Origin of the sequence: Phytobacter sp. V91, from assembly GCF_965644225.1 — a bacterium.
Lineage (GTDB): Bacteria > Pseudomonadota > Gammaproteobacteria > Enterobacterales > Enterobacteriaceae > CBFFRJ01.
On record NZ_CBFFRJ010000023.1, the window covers coordinates 1 to 17,783 of the forward strand.

The window sequence follows — 17,783 nt, forward strand, 5'->3', positions numbered from 1 at the left end:
CTGGGCCTGTTTATAGGTCATCTCGCCTTTTTCGACCTGCTCAACAACGGCTATTTTAAAGGATAGAGGATAATCGCGTTGGGTGCGTTTGAACTCAGTCATCATCACGTTCTCCGGATTTAAGTCAGGAACGGGTCAACGCTATTCAGGACGGGTCAAAGAGATAAAAAAAGCCGCTTTCGCGGCTTTTTTTGTTTTACCAGACAGGCAGTTCGTCTTGCAGGAACGGGTTATGCAAACGCTCATTACCCAGCGTGGACATTGGGCCGTGACCAGGAATAAAGGTCACATCATCACCCAGCGGGAGTAACTTACTTTTGATGGAATTGATCAATTGCCCATGATCCCCTTTCGGGAAATCACTGCGCCCGACGCCGCCTTTAAAGATGACGTCACCGGAGACCAGCAACCGGGACTGAGCATCGAAAAAGACCACATGGCCCGGCGTATGGCCCGGGCAATGCAGCACCTGTAAGTTAACCTGCCCGACACTCACCGTCTCCCCTTCGTTTAACCAACGATCGGGCGTCAACGGCTGGCAGTCTTCCAGGCCAAACATACGGCTCTGAGCGGGTAACCCCTGCAACCAGAACTCATCTTCTTTTTCCGGTCCGACAATTGGCACGCCATAGTGCTGCGCCAGTTCTGCGGCGGCTCCCACATGATCAAGATGACCGTGAGTGAGCAGGATCTGGGTTAAGGTGACGCCGGAGGCATCCACTTCCTGCATGATGCGCTGCGCATCGCCACCAGGATCGACGACGGCAGCAAGCCGGGTCTGTTCACACCAGATTAACGAACAATTTTGCGAGAATGCCGTAACCGGAATAATGCGATAGTTCATGCTGCTCCTGTCTGTTTCTGTCTGAGGATTACCAGTGCCGAACCGGCCCGGTATCAATATGCACAAAGTCACTGCTGGGGTAATATCCTACACCACCGGCGCGCAGAGATAACGCAGCTTTGCGAACATTGCTCAGAGAAATCCCTTCGATGTGAAAATCCATCGCCTGCCCTTTGGTATGGTAGCTCTTTTTGGCGACCCCACGACTGTGGGCACGGAGCTCGTTATTGGTATCCACTGAACGATAGCCTGAAATCAGCTGTACAGGCTTGCGCGTTCCCAATAAACCTTGCAGGCGGAAAAGCTGGTCAAACAATTGCGGATCGATGGTTTTGATTTTATTCGCGCGATAATCACGGAAAAAATGGTTCAGCTTTACTAATTCATCCTGAATATAGCCCTTGCCATCGAAAAACTCGGCCTTAATAGACTCTCCGGTATTAAGATTACTCAGCGTTAAAATACGCGGGCGTGGTGTTGCCAGGGTTGCAAATGCACGTTGAGGTAAGATGGCTGCACCAAGGGCAATACCACCTAACGCCAACAATTTGCGGCGATTAGCGTCAAATTTGTCCATGATTTTCAGGTCTTCAAGAAAGCAAAGTGATCGTATTTTATGCACTTTTATTGCGCACCAGGGCACCTTACCGGGCAACAACGCCGACGTCAAGGCAGCCAGACCCCAGGAAACACGGGCCTTACAGCTGAGCAGGCCCGTTTTCACCAGTAATTACGACAACGCTATTTTCAGAACGTCTTCATTTACCTGATTAATTGTTCAGCTTTCGCCAAAATTTGTGCGCCAGATCGCGCGGTGAGATCGTAATTGTAAATATCTGTACGATACTGCGTACGCCCGTCGGCACCAACAAAAGCGGTTAAATAATAGAGATTGACCGGAATATTCTGCCGAATATTAACGTAGCGGGTATCCCCTTCTTTTAACGCAGTCGAAATGCGTGAGTCATTCCAGCCGGCATCCTGCAACAGCATATTGGCCAGCTCGGATGCTTTGTTCACCCTCACGCAGCCTGAGCTCAACGCACGGGCATCTTTCTGAAAAAGGTTATGGTTGGGCGTATCATGCAGATAGATGGCGTCAGAGCTCGGCATATTGAACTTATAACGCCCCAGAGAATTCTGTGCGCCCGGCGCCTGCTGGAAACGGAACGGCAGGTTCGATGGCGTAATGGTCGCCCAGTCCACCATTGCGGGATCGATAGCCTCTTTGCTGTTCCAGCCACGCAGCACCGTATAGCCATGGCGTTCAAGATAAGTCGGATCATTCCAGACTTTTGGCAGAATATCTTTGCGCGCCAGCGTCGGCGGTACGTTCCACGGAGGGTTGACGACCACATTATTCAGTGCGCTACTCATCATCGGCGTTTTACGATCCGGGCGGCCAACGATAACCCGGGATGCCAGCACCTCATTGCCGTTCTGGTAATAGACCAACGAATATTCCGGGATGTTCACCATAATCCCCGTCGACAATTTAGCAGGTAACAGGCGCAGACGTTGAATATTCAGCGCCAGCACACCGGCACGCTGCGCTGGCGTCACATTAAGCCAGTTACGGGTTGCCGTACCTATTACCCCATCCGCATGCAGGCCCTGTGCAGTCTGAAAGCGTTTCACCGCCGCCACCAGTTTAGGGTCGTACTCGCTGCGTACCACAGCCGCCGACAGATTCTTTTTGCCCTGCTGTTGAGGGGCCGCTTTCACGGATTGCGTCGCCTCAACGGCAACAGCGGACGGGCTGACAACCGCATCGGCGGATGTATCGCCTGGGAGGGTAATTTTCGGCTGTTCATCCATCATCCCACTACGCTGTAAAATCTCGCGCAGCGCAGGCACATCATTACTCCACTGACCCGGGCGCAAAGAGGTGGTGGCGGTGAGTTGTGGCCAGGGGTTGTTATCCGCCACCAGGCTTTGCAGCGACTGGTGCATAACGCCATATTGCGGATGATGCGGTGCAAGGCTGGCGATAAAACCGGACATATCGCCTTTATCGAGAGCGACCTGCCACTGGTTAATCGCAGACAACGACGGCATCTCAAGCACATAAGGTTTACTGCTGTATAACCAGCGATTTCCTTTAACCGGAATACCGGCAACGAAGTGCAGATAGCCAAGCATGGCATCTGACAGCACCACGTCTCTTGCCATACCCGTGACGCCAGGATCGGTCAGCAACTCAACCCAGGTGGTAAATTGCGGCTGAAAACCCGCAATAGCCACTTCTGCAAGCTGCTGCGAAAACGCCTGCACCGCCTCACGGTTTTCCCACAGCGGCTTCATCTCCCGGGCGGCGTACAGCCCGGCCAGGGCGTTCATATAGACGGGTGTCCAGTTAGCGGGCAGTTCGGCCTGCAATGCCGAACGTGCAGTTGCCGCTGCATTTGCAGTTGGGAAAGGGGTTAACCCGGCCATCATTGCTGTTGCGCGAGATTGCTCCAGCGGTTGGGTTAACGCCGTAGGTTGATCGCCAGTGGTGGCGGAACTGTCAACCGGTACAACTTCAGGCTCATCAGCCTGTACGTTAAACAGCGGAGCAAATGCGAATGCCAGGCACAAACTTAATGCGGACATCCGACGACCATACGACTTTGTTAGCAACATCCCTTGCCCCCTGTTTCTTCAGTAATCGCAACGACAGATCAATCTTTCTCTAAGTATATAAAGACAAAAAAGCATTTGCCCAGGCAAATGTAAAGAAGTTTAAAGGTGACTGCTGCCCGGAAAGGAGCTTCAGAAATGAGAAAGGGCGGCATAACAGCCGCCCTTGCATGAACCATTCATCAGGATGCGTCAGCCGTCCCCGGCAACGTTTCCGGCAGCTGTGCGGCAAAACCACGCAGCCCCACTACATGAACATGTTCGTTATTGTTAACCACCTTACGCACCAGCTTATAGGTCGTCCCTTTTTCCGGGCTGATGTTCTCCGGCGCCGCAATAATCAGCTGCATTTCCAGACGTTCACACAGCTCGAACAGGGTCGCAATGGAGCGGGCATCCAGACGGGCTGCTTCATCAAGGAACAGCAGTCGGCATGGGGAGATGTCTTTGCCGCGCAGACGACGGGCTTCATCTTCCCAGCTTTGCACAACCATCACCAGAATCGACATCCCGGTACCGATAGCTTCCCCGGTCGACAGTGCGCCAGACTCTGCACGCAACCAGCCATCAGAGCCACGGTTAACCTCAACTTCCATCTCCAGGTAGTTACGGTAATCGAGCAGCTCCTCACCAATGGTCTGCGGTGTACGCTGCCCAAGGTCGATTTGCGGGTTCAGGCGCTGATACAACTTCGCCAGTGCTTCCGAGAAGGTCAGACGATTGCTGTTAAACAGATCCTGATGCTGCTCGTGCTGTTCGGAGAGCACCGTCAACAGGGTGGCATGGGTTTCACGCACATTCACGTTCAGTCGTACGCTGTTAACCTGACCAAAGGAGACGCTTTGCAGACCCTGGTTCAGCATGCGAATACGGTTCTGCTCGCGCTGGATAGTCTTACGAATAATGTTCGCCACACTGCGTGAGCTGATAGCCAGCTTCTGCTCACGGGACGTCAGCTCTTCCGTCAGACGACTGAGTTCGATTTCCATCTGCTCGATGGCTTCCACCGGATCATCGGTGCGAATAATATCCTGACGAATACGCTCGCGCAGATGCTGATAGACCGCCACAAAGAACTGAATTTTGCGTTCAGGGCGCTTCGGATCTTCAGACATCCGCAACACGTCGCGCAGATGTTCGTTATCCGCCACCGCAAGACGCAGCGCACCGAGTGCCTTATCCGACATGGAACGCAGCTCATCACCGGACAGGTAAGCCAGCTCACGACGATGCAGACGACGCTCAACGCCATTATCTTTCACCATTCGCATCACCGCGCACCAGCCGGCCTTCGCGGTCACCACCTGCTCACGTATTTCGTGATAGTCGCGTTCCAGACGGCGTAATTTGCGGGTCAGATTGTCCATTTCCGCTTCGCAGAAGGTCAGCGCTTTTTCCAGCTGATTACGGCGTGCGCGGTTGGCGGAGAGCTGTGCATGCAGCTCATCCCGACGAATACGCGCGCGTTCTTCCGCACCGCTGTCGGCACGGACGCCGATATCCTGCAGCTCTTTTTGCAGATCGCTGAGCAGCTCATTTTTCGTATCGTAAGAGCTTTTCAGGGAAGCCAGCACCTGATTGTATTGATTGAGCTGTGCGGCATGACTGCGCAGCGCTTCACGCGTGCGGGTACGCTCCCCTTCAGCCTGCTCCAGACGCTGGCGCAGTTTCTCATTGAGGTCATTATTGCCGCTGAGCATTTCCGCAGAATCGGAGTAACTGAAATGCGCCCGACGCTGAACCACTTCCGTCAGGGCGAACGCCTGCTGACGGGCATCACGCTGTACCTGCTGCGACAGGGCGTAGTCTTCTTTTAACTGCTCAAACTGTTGCGGATCGCTTTGCAATACTGAGACGATCGGCTCCAGCTTCGCCAGCTGGTTGCCAAACTGCTGAATGAACCGGGCGGCCTCCTGAGCCTCGTCCAGCCGTTCCTGGATCTCATCGACCCGATCCGCCAGCGTATCGTCAGCCAACAGACTCAGACGCGGCAACAGGCGATTAAGCTGCGCAACACCCTCTTTGGCCTGCTCAAACCGGGTACGGTTTTGCTGGTTGTCACTTTCGTGGGTATTCAGCGCCCGCTCCAGCTCACCGCGACGGCTGTTCAGTCCGCGTATTTCGGCTTCCGGATCGGCCTCAAACGCAACAGCAAGATGGCTGCCGATAAAGCGGCTGAACGCCTGATGCAGACGCTGAGTTTTTTGCACATCGAACGACAGGGTCGCAAAACGTTCCGCAAGGGCTTCACGTTCAGTGTGCAGGCTCTCAATACGGCTTTCACGCGCTGCACGACCAAACAAAGGTACGCTCGGGAAGCGCGAATAGCGCCACTGGCGGTCGGCAATTTTGACGACAACGGCTTTTTCCAGCTCGTCAACGCTGAAGACGCTATCGTCAAAGGACTGCGGGTCCCCTTCAATCAGATAGAGATCTTCCGGGCAATCATCGAGACCTTCGAGCATTTCCGAGACGAGAGATAAATCAGGCACCACAATGGCATGGCGTGACGGGCCATAAAGCGCAGAGTAATAAGGCGCATCCTCAAGGCTGACGTCATCATAGATTTCAGAAAGCAGTACGCCGCCAAAGCGTTCTGCCAGCGTATTCAGACGACCGTCTTCCGCCCCGCCGGGCTGGCTCAGGCGTTCAATCTCTTCATCAACGGCACGTTTGCGCGCCCCGACATCATCGCGTTCAACGATAGCTTCACGTTCACGCTCCAGCAACTGCTGGAGGTATTCGGTAACATCCTGACCGGATTCAAACTGTTCACCGCTTTGCTCGCATAGCTGAGTCAGGCTGCTTTGCGCCGCCAGCCAGATCGGGGCCTGTCTGGTCAGCGTCTGAATTCGCGACTGGTGCTGCTCAAGCTCCTGACGCAGGGCCATACGCTGTTCGCCCGCCGTAGCCACCGTATCCGCCAGGTCTGCAATGCGTGCTTCCAGCTCCTGATGCAGAGATTCCAGTTCATCGGCGTCATATTGCTTACCCTGACGCTTACAAAATTCAGCCAGCAGTCGTTCGGCATCCTGCTGTTCACGCAGCCGCTGCTCCAGCTCGTTCAGACGCATACGCAGCGACTGGGCATCGAGGGCCTGATGACGTTGATTCGCGCCATCTCGCAGAAGTTCACGGGCCACGCTCCAGGCCTCGCTGCGCGCCAGTGGACCATTAATGGCAACCACCAGTTGATACGCCTGCTCAAACTGGCTATGTGCGGTTTGCGCAACGCTCATTCGCTGGTCGAGCACCAGCAGTTTTTCGGTCGCTTCCTGCTCTTTTGCCTGGAAGGTTTCCAGCCATTCATCAGCCGTTTCAGACGTCAGATCGGGTAACTTACACAGATCTCTGGCACGTTGCAGTGCCTGGATAGCCTGGTTGTACTGGATAGCGCGGGTTTGTTGTACATCCAGCGCCTGCTGATAATCTGCCAGCTGACTTTTCAGCTCATCAACTTCCAGCTCAGCCGCTTCCGCCCGGGCTTCGTTATCTTCCTGTCTGTCGGTCGCTTCGGCGACGACTTCGGTTTGCTCCTCAAGACGGATCTGCAGCTCTTCAAGATCTGAAGCGTAACGCTCGATTTTTTCCTGCTGACGCAGCGCCGTTTGCACCAGATTCAGATGATCGCTGGCGGCCTGATAATCGGCCTCAAGATCGCCTTCAGCCCCATTGTGTTCAGACAGCTCACGCGCCATATCCACATGTTTGAACTGCTCGGCCGCCAGCTGCTGGCGGGAGGTGAAGAGATCCCGGCGATCGGTCAGCGCCTTATCCAGATGTATACGCCGCTCGTTGGCGTGGCGCATATAATCCGCTGCCACGTAGTTTGTCGCTTCGCTGATCAAATGTTTGAACAGGTCGCGGTCCGACTGCGTAACGCGAATCGCCTCCAGCGTCAGTCGGTTTTCTCTCAGCGCGGCTTCCATATCCTGGAAAGCCTTACGTACACCGCTGTTTTCCGGTAACAGATAATCACGTAGTGAGCGGGTAATGGCGCTGGAGATACCGCCGTACAGCGAGGCTTCAATCAGGCGGTAGAACTTGCTGCGGTCAGAAGCCGTACGCAGACGACGGGCAACGATACCCAGATCAAACATCAGCGCGTGGTAATCAGTGATGGAGTTGAACTGCTTAAACTGCACGCCTTCCATTGCATCAAGTTTGTCTTTGACTTCCGGCAGCGGCAGCACGCGAGCCTGGCGTTCGTTCAGAGTCTCGGTTAATAGCTGTGTGGGCAAGAAGGCCGTCGGCAATCCCTGGATTGCAAAAGGTTTAATGTCAACTTTACGATCGCGCCCGGCCACTTGTTGCAGACGGACACCGACCAGCACACGCTGGTGGCGGGAGTTGATCACATCCAGCACCGCGTAGCAGACCCCTGCTTTTAACTTTCCGTGCAGGCCTTTATCTCTTGAGCCTGACGTGGCGCCCGCTTCGGTGGTGTTACGAAAATGCAGCAGCGTCAGATCCGGGATCAACGCCGTGACAAAGGCCGCCATGGTGGTGGATTTCCCGGCGCCATTACCCCCGGATAAGGTGGTAACCAGTTCGTCCAGGTCAAAAGTACGGGCAAAGAAACCGTTCCAGTTAATCAGCGTCAGTGAGCGAAATTTACCGCGATCAATCATTATTCTTCCTCTCCACTATCCGGCTGGTTTTCTTCTGGCTCGTCATTGAGCAACAGGCGATTTTCGACGGGCATCGCTTCGCCATCGCGGATCAAACGGCGCTGCGCTTCACGCGCATCATCGCCGGAGCGAACATCCGCACCAAAGCGAAACACCGATTCGGTAATGCGAAACTTACTGCTGTCATTCCCCATAAACCAGACCATGCCAAGACGGCGTAAACGGTTCAGCGACGAACGCACTTTTTCCTGCAATTTCTGCCGGTCAAGATCGGAGCCGGTCGAACGGTTATTCACCAGCTTCAGCAGACGGCTCTCTTCCGCCAGCGACAGCAATTCGTCATACAGCTCTTGCTGGGTGAAAATCCCTTCATTGGCCAGACGCTCCGGGCTGAGATAGAGATAACAGAGGATTTTACCCACCATCATATCGAGTTCAGACAGTACCGAGCGCGGGATCAGAGTGGTTGAGCGAGGGCGCAAATAGAAAAATCCCTCCGGAGCGCGCAGCAACTCCACGTTATAACGCGCGTAAAACTCTTCCAGATATTCCTGAAAATCCATCAGGAAAGCGTGATTATCCAGTTCATCAAGCCCAATGTGACGACCCGCACGCAGTGCGCTGTCGAGCGCAGGGAAAAGGGAGTTAGATAATGCCTGGGCCAGTTTAACCGGCATCATTTGTTCAATATTTGTCAATGACATGCGCCTGTACCTTGGCTCCGTAATCATTAATCGGCTGCCATTTTGCCGGCAGTCCGGTGAAATCTGCTTGCGCCACGCCAAGGCGCACCGCCTGATCAATCACGATCCTTGCAATATCAAAGTGCCGTGCCCGGGGATATCGCAGTAAATACTCGCGCACAACCAGGCCCAAATCCAGTGGCGTTTTTCTGGTTTTATAGATGGCGAGTTGTTCTTCGATCATCGCGGCAAGTTGTTCGCGAATTTCGTTGAATTCTTCGTATTCCAGATCTGTCGGCAGTTCGCCTGTGACTTCTGCATCGCTGAGCGCCATCTCTTCATCACGCATATCCAGCAACCTGTCGGCGCTGGCGTAGGTGAGCGCCCATGGAGCATCGAAATAGGACTGAACAGACTGACGCAGACGCTGGGCAAATACGCGGTTTTTATCCATATCTATCGCGGTACGAATAAATTTATGCACGTGGCGGTCGTAGCCGATCCACAAGTCGATTGCCTGCTGACCCCAGCTGACGATGCGATCCAGTTTGCTTTGCAGATCAAAAATAAGCCGGTCGATAAACTCAAGATCGTTGTGCGCCAGCAGCGCATCCTGAATTTGCAGCAGGTTGGCCTGTAGCTTATCGCCAGCGGCATCCAGCGTATCCTGCAGCTCACGCAGCGTTCCTGAGGTTTCTGACAGCAACAGTTCACAGCTGGAAATAGCTGCCCGCCAGTCTTTGTTCAGCAGTTGCGCAATATCGTCTTTCACCTGTTGCTGCTGTTCATCCATGACACGTTGCGTCAGGTCGATACTGTCGAAAATCTCCGCGACCGAATATTTCAGCGGCGCGTAAACATTACGATGCCAGTGGAATTCATCCCCACCTTCATCGGCAGCATCGGCAGCGCGTTTCAACTCCCCTGACACGATAGACAGCTGCATAGAGAGGCGCAGGGTGGAAAACTCACGTTGGCGAATATAGTAGTCAGTGATGCCGATCCCCAGTGGGGTCAGACGATAGATGGCATTGCCTTCAGCAATTTCGCTGGTAAAGCGATTTAACAAACGCTGACGCACCATATCATTGATGGCGTTATTAGCACGCTGAGTGATGGTTTCACTGCTTTGTTCAAATGCGTCGCTGACGTGACGAAATGCGTCCACCAGCTCTCCTTCGCTCATTTCGCCATCCAGTCGTTCACTGTTTAACGTGGCGACCGCCAGCAAAAATGAGAGTCTGTCCACGGGCAAAGCTATGGAAAAATCATTTTTTCTGGCCCAGGCAACCAGTTCGGGAACCGTCTGGGAAATTTCACTCATCGTTCATCCTTTTCTCTCTCTGCGGCTTGAGCGCGGTCACGTGAATATAACGGCCCAGGCTAATCCAGGGCTCCTGACGGCAATATTGCGTTTCAAGTTCAAGCAACGCGGCATAACAATCATGCTGCTTACGCTTCTCTCGCAGATAATCGTGAAATACGCGGACACCGGTTTTGCCGGTGATTTGCCAGCCGATCTCACTGAGCCAGCCGTAAACCTCTTCCGGGCGACGCGGATAATTCGGGGACAATGTGCGCTTTTTCTTTTTAGGCATACCTGCCTGCACATAGTCAAAATTCCCTACCACCATATTGTGCATCAACAGGCCGTTTGCATTGTAGAACATCAACGACAACGCGCCACCAGGCACCAGCACTGACCATAAAGCACGTAATACATCCACTGGCATTGCCACCCATTCCAGTACCGCATGGAACAATATCAGATCAACAGGCGATTCCAAATGCTGTGCAATATCCTGAGCAGCGCATTGTACAAAATGCATGTTACCGCTCACACCTTTCTCTTGCGCCGCGCTGCTTGCCCGGGCGATCATCTCTTGCGACACATCGCATAACGTCACATGATGGCCACGCTGCGCCATCCTGATTGCCGTCTGTCCTTCTCCCCCGCCAGCGTCCAGCACGCGGAGTTTACGATCGCCCAACTGGTTGAGTAGTCTGTCAAGGTCCTGCCAAAGGATCGCCTGGCGCAGCTGGCCCTTGGTCGTGCCATAAATATTACGCGAGAACCTCTCGGCGATGTCGTCGAAATTACGATCCTGCATAACCGCTCCACGATCCTGACAAAACCGCTATTTTGTCACAGGCAGGCGGAGAATGAACCCACCTGGTGTAAGATCGCCGCTAAACGCAAGCTGTATGGTCAAAAAGGAGACGGAAGCTGTGCTTTTCATCCTCAAAAAATACATTGGCGGGCTGATGCTCCCCCTGCCCTTTTTGTTGTTTCTGGCAGGTCAGGGGTTATTGCTGATCTGGTTCAGCCGCTGGCAGAAGACCGGGAAGGGAATTGTCACGCTCAGTTGGCTGCTTTTGTTGCTTCTTAGCCTGCAGCCGGTTGCGGATAAAATGCTCAGGCCGATTGAGAACAGCTACCCCACCTGGCGTGGTGGTCAGCAGGTGAAGTATGTGGTGATCCTGGGTGGAGGTTATACCTGGAATGAGGACTGGGCCCCCAGCTCGAATCTGATCAACAACAGCTTACCACGCCTGACAGAGGGGATTCGACTGTGGCGGGAAAACCCTGGCGCCAGGCTTATCTTTACCGGCGCGGCGGCGCGGACTAACCCCGTCAGCACTGCTGAAGCTGGCGCCCGGGTCGCGGAGAGTCTGGGGGTTCCGCGCAGTGAGATCATGACGCTTGATACGCCAAAAGACACTGAGGAAGAAGCCGCAGCCGTTAAACAGGCCATCGGCGATACTCCTTTCCTGCTGGTCACTTCCGCGTCACACATGCCCAGAGCCCTGATCTTCTTCCGCAATGCCGGCCTGCACCCATTACCGGCTCCCGCCAACCAGCTGGCCATTGAATCGCCGCTCAATCCCTGGGAACGCGTTATCCCCTCCCCGGTCTGGCTGATGCACAGCGACCGGGTGGGATATGAGACTCTGGGGCGGGTCTGGCAGTGGCTTAAAGGGGACTCAGGCGAGCCAGGGCAGCAGTGATTTAGAAGCTAAATCGAAACTGCTACGGTTGAAGTGGCCGGTGTTCACCAGCTGTGCCACTTCATCCCACAGCAGATACAGCCAGCGCCGCCACATAAAGGCCTCTGCAACAGGCGCCCGCTGGAGATAGTGCCAGAGCAGCCCTTCCGAAAGCGGCCCATCCGCGAGGCGAAATAGCTCATATTCTCTCGGGGCCCAGAGCATGATCCCAGGCCCGACCATTGCCAGCAGCTGATCGCTGCGCGCATCTTTGAGCATACTGCGCAGATTAAAATTACCGTGGACCAGTACGCAGTTATCATTAAAGCCGTCAAATAATGCCGGCAAACACTCACGGGTGCGAAACAGGATACGTTTGTCCTGCATCGTCAGGCCGGTATTCTGATATTGATTCAGCGTCGACCATAGCACCTCAATACGCTGGCGATACCATGATGGCCAGATATTTTCCTGAGCGCCATCCACGGTACCGACACAGCCCCGGCTGTCCTGCCGGTGCCAGGCCAGCAGCCCTTCAACGATTTGATCCTTCAGTTGCTCCCAGCGCTCAGGGGTGCGGGCAGGCGCTTCTACCGGCACACCGCGCAGACGCTCAATCAGTAACACATCGGGCCCGGGATGCTCTTCATGGGTCATCACGCCATAAACAACTGGCATGCGCACCGTGCCGCTGCGTGCCAGCATTGAGATTTTCCATGCCAACTGGCGCGCAAGCCCAGGGGTGGTGAAACTTCTCGCCAGCAAGGGCATCGGGTTTCCCTGACTGTCATACAGAGACCATAATGCCGTGTCAGGTCGTTCACTGACACATTCCATCCGGCTCAGCCTTTCACCCAGCAGGTGGCTAAGTTCAGCGCGCAATTGTTCCATATAAGATTGCCCTCATGAATACCACTGCTTTTATAATGAGCGCCTGGCGAAGGGATGTCACCCTGATGAGATCAAATCAGGATGAGAATATTCAGGAAAAAGACAATTCCCCTCCGGGCAGAGGGGATGGCAGGCAAAAACTAACGCATTTCCGCGCGAACGCGTTCCAGATCTTCCGGCGTATCGACGCCGGTGCCGGGTATTTCAGCAGCAACCGCCACATGGATTTTTTCGCCATACCAGAGCACGCGTAGCTGCTCGAGCATCTCAATGTTTTCCAGCGGACTGGCTTCCCAGTTAACATAGCGGCGAATAAAACCGGCGCGGTAACCATAAATGCCCAGATGGCGCAGCAACGTATTGCCGATGGTTTCACGGGACACGGCAAAACGGTCACGATCCCAGGGGATGGTGGCTCGGGAGAAGTACAGTGCATAGCCTTCGGCATCGAGAACCACTTTTACGGCATTCGGATTAAAGGCTTCTTCGGCACTGTGAATGGGGGCGGCAAGCGTTGCCATCCCAACCGCACGCGCAGCCAGATTCTCAGCGACCTGGCGAATAATGGTCGGCGGGATCATCGGCTCATCACCCTGCACATTCACAATGACAGTATCGTCGCTGAAACCACATTTCTCGACCACTTCTGCCAGACGCTCGGTACCGGATTGATGATCGACACGGGTCATACAAACTTCACCGCCTGCCGCTTCAACCGCTTTTGCTACATCAGTGTTATCGGTTGCCACAATAATGCGGGCAGCACCTGACTCACGTGCACGTTCCAGCACATGCACAACCATCGGTTTGCCATTGATATCGACTAACGGTTTACCCGGCAAACGGGTTGAAGCATAGCGAGCTGGGATGATAACGACGAAACTCATGGGCGACTCTCTTCCTCTGTCAGTGGGCGGGATTCTGTTTCCAGCAGTACTGGGATCCCTTCGCGCACCGGATAAGCCAGGCTATCCAGTTTGCAGATTAATTCTTGTTTATCCTGGCTGTAATAAAGTTTGCCGTTGCAAACCGGACAGGCAATGATTTCCAGCAACCGATGATCCATTTTTCCTCCTGATGGGCCGGATATTTAATCGTTAAATATTAACATAATCATTTATCAGACCGCGTCTATTTCCAGCCCGCTTCGCGCATCAGCGAAAAGACCGTCAGGAAGACGGCCAAAAGTTATCCGTTCCGCTCCCTGCCAGCGGGCAAAATCGCTGATGGCAGCCAGCAGCCCTTTCTCAAGGCGATGACCTGGTTTGACGTCAGGCTCAAGCCAGAGTGCGATAACCTCCAGTATTCCCTGCTGGCGGTGCATTTTGGCGTCCATTCTTCCCACCAGTTGCCCGCAATGCAACAGCGGCAATACGAAATAACCAAACTGCCTTTTTGGCGCAGGCGTATAGCACTCGAGGCGGTAGCTAAAATTGAAAAGTTGTTCGGCGCGTTTGCGATCCCAGACGACGGGGTCAAATGGGGAGAGCACCGCGCTGTGCGTGGCTTTTAACTTATCGGAGGTTCCTTGTTCCAGGAGGGGTAGCAGGCTGGTATGCAGCCAGGCCGGGCCAAGTGTTTCAACATTCACTGGCACGATAAGGTTTTCTGCCTGCATTCTCTCGAGCAACGCCGGTAATGCCGGTTGTCGCAGGCGATAGTAATCCGCCAGCCATTGGGCACGAAAAAGGCCAAGGCTGCGCGCACTGTTTGCAAGCATCCGATATTCTGCCTGCGCCTGGGGCAAAAGATCGCGCTCATCGTTCCAGTCCGGCATCACGCGACTGGTCAGATCGTAGACCCGCTGAAAATTGCGCCGCTCAATTACCATCACTTTGCCCGCAGTAAAGAGTCCTTCCAGATGACGCTTATGAGGTTTCCACGCCCACCAACCGCCAGCGCCTTTACGCGGATGCGCGAAGTCAGCAGAACGTACAGGGCCATGCTGCTGCATGTGGGCCAGCAGCATGTCAATCTCTTCGCCGTGCTCCTGCATCCATTCCTGAGAGTACTTCCAGCCCATCTTATCCGGAGCAAGCATCCGGTGGCGGACCAGTTCAAAATCACTGCGCGGTAAAAAGCAGGCTTCATGTGCCCAGTATTCCATTAATTCGCCGCGCGCCAGCGCCTCATCCAGCCAGACGGGCGAGTAATGACCCAGGCGGCTGAAGAGCACCAGATAAGGGCTGCGGGCAACAATGTTAATGGTATCAATTTGCAGCAGCGACATCCGCGCTATAGTGGAGAGAATATCGCCTGGCCTGGCTTTGCGCCCTGGTTTTTTTAGCAGTCCCTGGGCTTCAAGATGGAGATGACGAGCAGTTTGCAATGATATGCGCGCAACGGACATAGTCTTCCCGATAGAGAACGTGGCGCGCCAGTGAGTTATATCAGCGCACCAGGATTAACAATTCCTGTAGCAGTTTTTCCGCCTGTATCTCTGAAAGATGTGCCTCGACGGGCAAATACCACCAGTTTTCCTCGGCAAACCCCCGGCATTTAACCGCATCCTTCTCCGTCATGATCAAGGTTTGCCCCGCTTTAACAAGCCGGCCAACATCGGCATGAGTCAGAGCCTGATGATCGGCAAGGGCAAAGGTGTTTTCCGCTACCACGCCACACTGGGCGAGGGTTGCAAAGAATCGGGGAGGATGACCAATACCCGCCATGGCAACAGGATGACGCAGTTCGCGAACATCACAGCGCTCACCCGTTCGCAGATTCACCGCTTTCCCTGGCTGAAGTTGCATCGCGATCTCATTGGGAAATGCCACTCCACCGTTGGTTATTGCCGCATCAACCGTTTTAAGCCGTGATGCCCGTTCACGCATAGGCCCGGCAGGCAACCACCAGCCATTGCCAAAACGACGGACACCGTCGATCACCACAATTTCTTTATCACGAAACAAATGGTAGTGCTGCAATCCATCATCCGTGACGACGAGATCCACCGGCTCATGAGCCAGAAGCGCTTTCACTGCATCCACTCTGGCAGGAGAAACAGCCACCGGAGCGCCGGTGCGCTGATAGATAAGCACCGGTTCATCCCCCGCTTCTGCCGGCGTACTTTCAGGGGTGAGCAATAATGGATACTGCGCTGCCTTTCCGCCATATCCCCGGGAGACAACCCCGACACGAACGCCGCGTTGCTGCAACTGCTCAACCAGCCAGACAACAACCGGTGTTTTGCCATTGCCACCCGCCGTCAGATTACCCACCACCACCACTGGTACAGGCGCACGCCAGGATTTTCGCAATCCCAGTCGCCAGCTCAGCCGGATGATACCGCTCACCAGGCCATACAGCCAGGAGAGCGGCAACAGCAGCAGCCAGAGCGGCGATTCACCGGACCAGATGCGGGAGATCATTCGCCAAACTGCATTTTATGTAGCTGCGCGTACACGCCACGATGCTCCAGAAGCTCTGCATGGCTTCCCCGCTCGACGATACGCCCATCTTCAACGACGACAATTTCATCTGCCTGCTCAATGGTGGACAGACGGTGCGCAATCACAAGGGATGTGCGGTTTTTTTGCAGTTCGTTGAGTGCCGCCTGAATCGCACGTTCTGATTCGGTATCCAGGGCGGATGTGGCTTCATCGAGGATGAGGATCGGGCTGTCGCGAAGCAGCGCGCGGGCAATCGCGATGCGCTGGCGTTGACCACCAGACAACAACACGCCGTTTTCCCCGATAATGGTATCCAGTCCATCATCCATTTTACGGATAAAGTCCATGGCATAAGCCATTTTCGCGGCCTGCTCTATCTGCGAACGGTCAAACTCCTCGGTACGGGCATAAGCGATGTTATTGGCCACGGTATCGTTGAAAAGATGGACGTTTTGCGACACCAGCGCAACCTGGTCACGCAGCGAGGTCAGTTTATACTCGCGCAAATCATAGCCATCCATCAGGATCTGGCCTTCATCAATATCGTAGAAACGGGTGATAAGGCTGGCTATTGTCGATTTACCGGAGCCGGAACGGCCAACCAGCGCCACTGTTTTACCCGCCGGAATTTTCAGGCTGATATTACGCAGCGCCGGTGTTTCACGACCAGGATAGGTAAAAGTGACATTGCGAAACTCGATGTCGCCCTGCGCACGGTCAATAACGCGCGTACCTTCGTCTTTTTCCTGCTCGCTGTCGAGGATCGCGAACAGTGTCTGGCATGCCGCCATACCGCGCTGGAACTGCGCATTGACGTTAGTCAGGGATTTCAGCGGACGCATCAGGGCAATCATTGAGGAAAAGACCACGGTAATGGTACCGGCGGTCAAGGTTTCCATAACGCTTGGGAAGCTCGCGGCATAAAGCACAAATGCCAGAGCCAGCGAGGCAATAAGCTGGATAATCGGATCGGAAATGGAGGATGCCGAAACCATTTTCATCCCCTGCAAACGCATCTTGTTGCTGACTTTGTCAAAACGGCTGGTTTCCACACCCTGACCGCCAAACATCAGCACTTCCTTATGACCTTTCAGCATCTGCTCCGCACTGGTTGTCACCTGCCCCATCGTGTTTTGCATATTTTTGCTGATATTACGAAATCGCTTCGAGACCACACGAATGGCGAAGGAGACCACCGGTGCCAGCACAATCAGGATGATCGACAACTGCCAGCTGTAATAGAACATCATGATGAACAAACCGATGATGGACGCACCTTCACGCACAACGGTAATCAAGGCGCTGGAAGAAGATGAAGCAACCTGTTCGGAATCATAGGTGATGCGGGACAGTAACGTGCCCGTCGATTGTTTATCAAAAAATGAGACCGGCATCCCCATCATGTGGCTAAACAGACGGCGGCGCATGGTCATGACGACTTTCCCTGATACCCAGGAAATACAGTAACTTGAAACATAGCTGGTGAGACCGCGTAAAATCATCAGTCCGATAACTACCAGCGGCATCCATAACAAAACTGAGCGATCCGTTTTACCAAAACCATCATCCAGTAATGGCTTAAGCAGCGATAACATAAACGTATCGCTGGCTGCGTTAAGGATTAACGCTACTCCCGAGACGAACAACCCCGTTTTGAACGGCGCAATCATGGGCCAAAGGCGACGGAACGTTTGCCATGTTGAGAGATCTTTGTCGTTATGCATTCAAAAAACCA

14 protein-coding genes are annotated in these 17,783 nt (G+C 54.1%); 1 reads left to right on the forward strand and 13 read right to left on the reverse strand.

Annotated elements, in window-relative coordinates; genetic code table 11:
- Nucleotides 1-196: 196 nt before the first annotated feature.
- From ACSZO4_RS06810 to cmoM, 7 genes are all read right to left on the reverse strand, one after another.
- Nucleotides 197-844, reverse strand: a complete 648-nt coding sequence (locus ACSZO4_RS06810) for an MBL fold metallo-hydrolase (RefSeq protein ID WP_437888105.1) — start codon at nucleotides 842-844, stop codon at nucleotides 197-199.
- 28 nt (nucleotides 845-872) lie between these two features.
- Nucleotides 873-1,421: a DUF882 domain-containing protein gene (locus tag ACSZO4_RS06815; protein WP_437888107.1), complete on the reverse strand. Its 549-nt coding sequence runs from the start codon at nucleotides 1,419-1,421 to the stop codon at nucleotides 873-875.
- A 185-nt stretch (nucleotides 1,422-1,606) separates the two neighbouring features.
- On the reverse strand, nucleotides 1,607-3,469 hold the full coding sequence (ldtD, locus tag ACSZO4_RS06820; RefSeq protein ID WP_437888109.1) for a L,D-transpeptidase: 1,863 nt from the start codon (nucleotides 3,467-3,469) through the stop codon (nucleotides 1,607-1,609).
- Nucleotides 3,470-3,648: 179 nt separating this feature from the next.
- On the reverse strand, nucleotides 3,649-8,097 hold the full coding sequence (mukB, locus tag ACSZO4_RS06825; protein ID WP_437888110.1) for a chromosome partition protein MukB: 4,449 nt from the start codon (nucleotides 8,095-8,097) through the stop codon (nucleotides 3,649-3,651).
- Nucleotides 8,097-8,801 carry a chromosome partition protein MukE gene (mukE, locus tag ACSZO4_RS06830; protein ID WP_437888112.1) on the reverse strand — a complete coding sequence of 235 codons (705 nt, stop codon included), beginning with the start codon at nucleotides 8,799-8,801 and terminating at the stop codon, nucleotides 8,097-8,099. Before mukE ends, mukB begins: the two co-directional genes overlap by 1 nt.
- Nucleotides 8,782-10,104, reverse strand: coding sequence for a chromosome partition protein MukF (mukF, locus tag ACSZO4_RS06835; RefSeq protein ID WP_437888113.1), 1,323 nt, complete (start codon nucleotides 10,102-10,104; stop codon nucleotides 8,782-8,784). The genes mukE and mukF overlap by 20 nt, the downstream gene beginning before the upstream one ends.
- Complete coding sequence (gene cmoM, locus ACSZO4_RS06840; RefSeq protein WP_437888114.1) at nucleotides 10,097-10,891, reverse strand: tRNA uridine 5-oxyacetic acid(34) methyltransferase CmoM; 795 nt, start codon at nucleotides 10,889-10,891, stop codon at nucleotides 10,097-10,099. Before cmoM ends, mukF begins: the two co-directional genes overlap by 8 nt.
- A gap of 118 nt (nucleotides 10,892-11,009) precedes the next feature.
- Between cmoM and elyC the strand changes: the two genes are divergently transcribed.
- A complete protein-coding gene (gene elyC / locus ACSZO4_RS06845; RefSeq protein WP_437888116.1) occupies nucleotides 11,010-11,789 on the forward strand; it encodes an envelope biogenesis factor ElyC in 780 nt (259 codons plus the stop codon).
- Here elyC and ACSZO4_RS06850 read toward each other — a convergent pair.
- From ACSZO4_RS06850 to msbA, 6 genes are all read right to left on the reverse strand, one after another.
- Nucleotides 11,766-12,659 carry a YcbJ family phosphotransferase gene (locus tag ACSZO4_RS06850; protein ID WP_437888118.1) on the reverse strand — a complete coding sequence of 298 codons (894 nt, stop codon included), beginning with the start codon at nucleotides 12,657-12,659 and terminating at the stop codon, nucleotides 11,766-11,768. The genes elyC and ACSZO4_RS06850 overlap by 24 nt on opposite strands.
- Nucleotides 12,660-12,799: 140 nt before the next feature.
- A complete protein-coding gene (gene kdsB, locus ACSZO4_RS06855) occupies nucleotides 12,800-13,546 on the reverse strand; it encodes a 3-deoxy-manno-octulosonate cytidylyltransferase (RefSeq protein WP_437888119.1) in 747 nt (248 codons plus the stop codon).
- Nucleotides 13,543-13,725 (reverse strand): Trm112 family protein, encoded by a 183-nt coding sequence (locus ACSZO4_RS06860; protein ID WP_437888120.1) that lies wholly within the window; start codon nucleotides 13,723-13,725, stop codon nucleotides 13,543-13,545. Before ACSZO4_RS06860 ends, kdsB begins: the two co-directional genes overlap by 4 nt.
- A gap of 54 nt (nucleotides 13,726-13,779) precedes the next feature.
- On the reverse strand, nucleotides 13,780-15,009 hold the full coding sequence (locus ACSZO4_RS06865; RefSeq protein WP_437888122.1) for a winged helix-turn-helix domain-containing protein: 1,230 nt from the start codon (nucleotides 15,007-15,009) through the stop codon (nucleotides 13,780-13,782).
- A gap of 40 nt (nucleotides 15,010-15,049) precedes the next feature.
- On the reverse strand, nucleotides 15,050-16,027 hold the full coding sequence (lpxK, locus tag ACSZO4_RS06870) for a tetraacyldisaccharide 4'-kinase (protein WP_437888123.1): 978 nt from the start codon (nucleotides 16,025-16,027) through the stop codon (nucleotides 15,050-15,052).
- Nucleotides 16,024-17,772 carry a lipid A ABC transporter ATP-binding protein/permease MsbA gene (gene msbA, locus ACSZO4_RS06875; protein ID WP_437888125.1) on the reverse strand — a complete coding sequence of 583 codons (1,749 nt, stop codon included), beginning with the start codon at nucleotides 17,770-17,772 and terminating at the stop codon, nucleotides 16,024-16,026. Before msbA ends, lpxK begins: the two co-directional genes overlap by 4 nt.
- Between the last annotated feature and the right edge of the window lie 11 nt (nucleotides 17,773-17,783).

What these genes read in the sequence shown, in the direction of transcription:
- ACSZO4_RS06810 (WP_437888105.1), bottom strand. Translation starts at nt 844, where the DNA reads ATGAACTATCGCATTATTCCGGTTACGGCATTCTCGCAAAATTGTTCG.
- ACSZO4_RS06815 (WP_437888107.1), bottom strand. Translation starts at nt 1,421, where the DNA reads ATGGACAAATTTGACGCTAATCGCCGCAAATTGTTGGCGTTAGGTGGT.
- ldtD (WP_437888109.1), bottom strand. Translation starts at nt 3,469, where the DNA reads ATGTTGCTAACAAAGTCGTATGGTCGTCGGATGTCCGCATTAAGTTTG.
- mukB (WP_437888110.1), bottom strand. Translation starts at nt 8,097, where the DNA reads ATGATTGATCGCGGTAAATTTCGCTCACTGACGCTGATTAACTGGAAC.
- mukE (WP_437888112.1), bottom strand. Translation starts at nt 8,801, where the DNA reads ATGTCATTGACAAATATTGAACAAATGATGCCGGTTAAACTGGCCCAG.
- mukF (WP_437888113.1), bottom strand. Translation starts at nt 10,104, where the DNA reads ATGAGTGAAATTTCCCAGACGGTTCCCGAACTGGTTGCCTGGGCCAGA.
- cmoM (WP_437888114.1), bottom strand. Translation starts at nt 10,891, where the DNA reads ATGCAGGATCGTAATTTCGACGACATCGCCGAGAGGTTCTCGCGTAAT.
- ACSZO4_RS06850 (WP_437888118.1), bottom strand. Translation starts at nt 12,659, where the DNA reads ATGGAACAATTGCGCGCTGAACTTAGCCACCTGCTGGGTGAAAGGCTG.
- kdsB (WP_437888119.1), bottom strand. Translation starts at nt 13,546, where the DNA reads ATGAGTTTCGTCGTTATCATCCCAGCTCGCTATGCTTCAACCCGTTTG.
- ACSZO4_RS06860 (WP_437888120.1), bottom strand. Translation starts at nt 13,725, where the DNA reads ATGGATCATCGGTTGCTGGAAATCATTGCCTGTCCGGTTTGCAACGGC.
- ACSZO4_RS06865 (WP_437888122.1), bottom strand. Translation starts at nt 15,009, where the DNA reads ATGTCCGTTGCGCGCATATCATTGCAAACTGCTCGTCATCTCCATCTT.
- lpxK (WP_437888123.1), bottom strand. Translation starts at nt 16,027, where the DNA reads ATGATCTCCCGCATCTGGTCCGGTGAATCGCCGCTCTGGCTGCTGCTG.
- msbA (WP_437888125.1), bottom strand. Translation starts at nt 17,772, where the DNA reads ATGCATAACGACAAAGATCTCTCAACATGGCAAACGTTCCGTCGCCTT.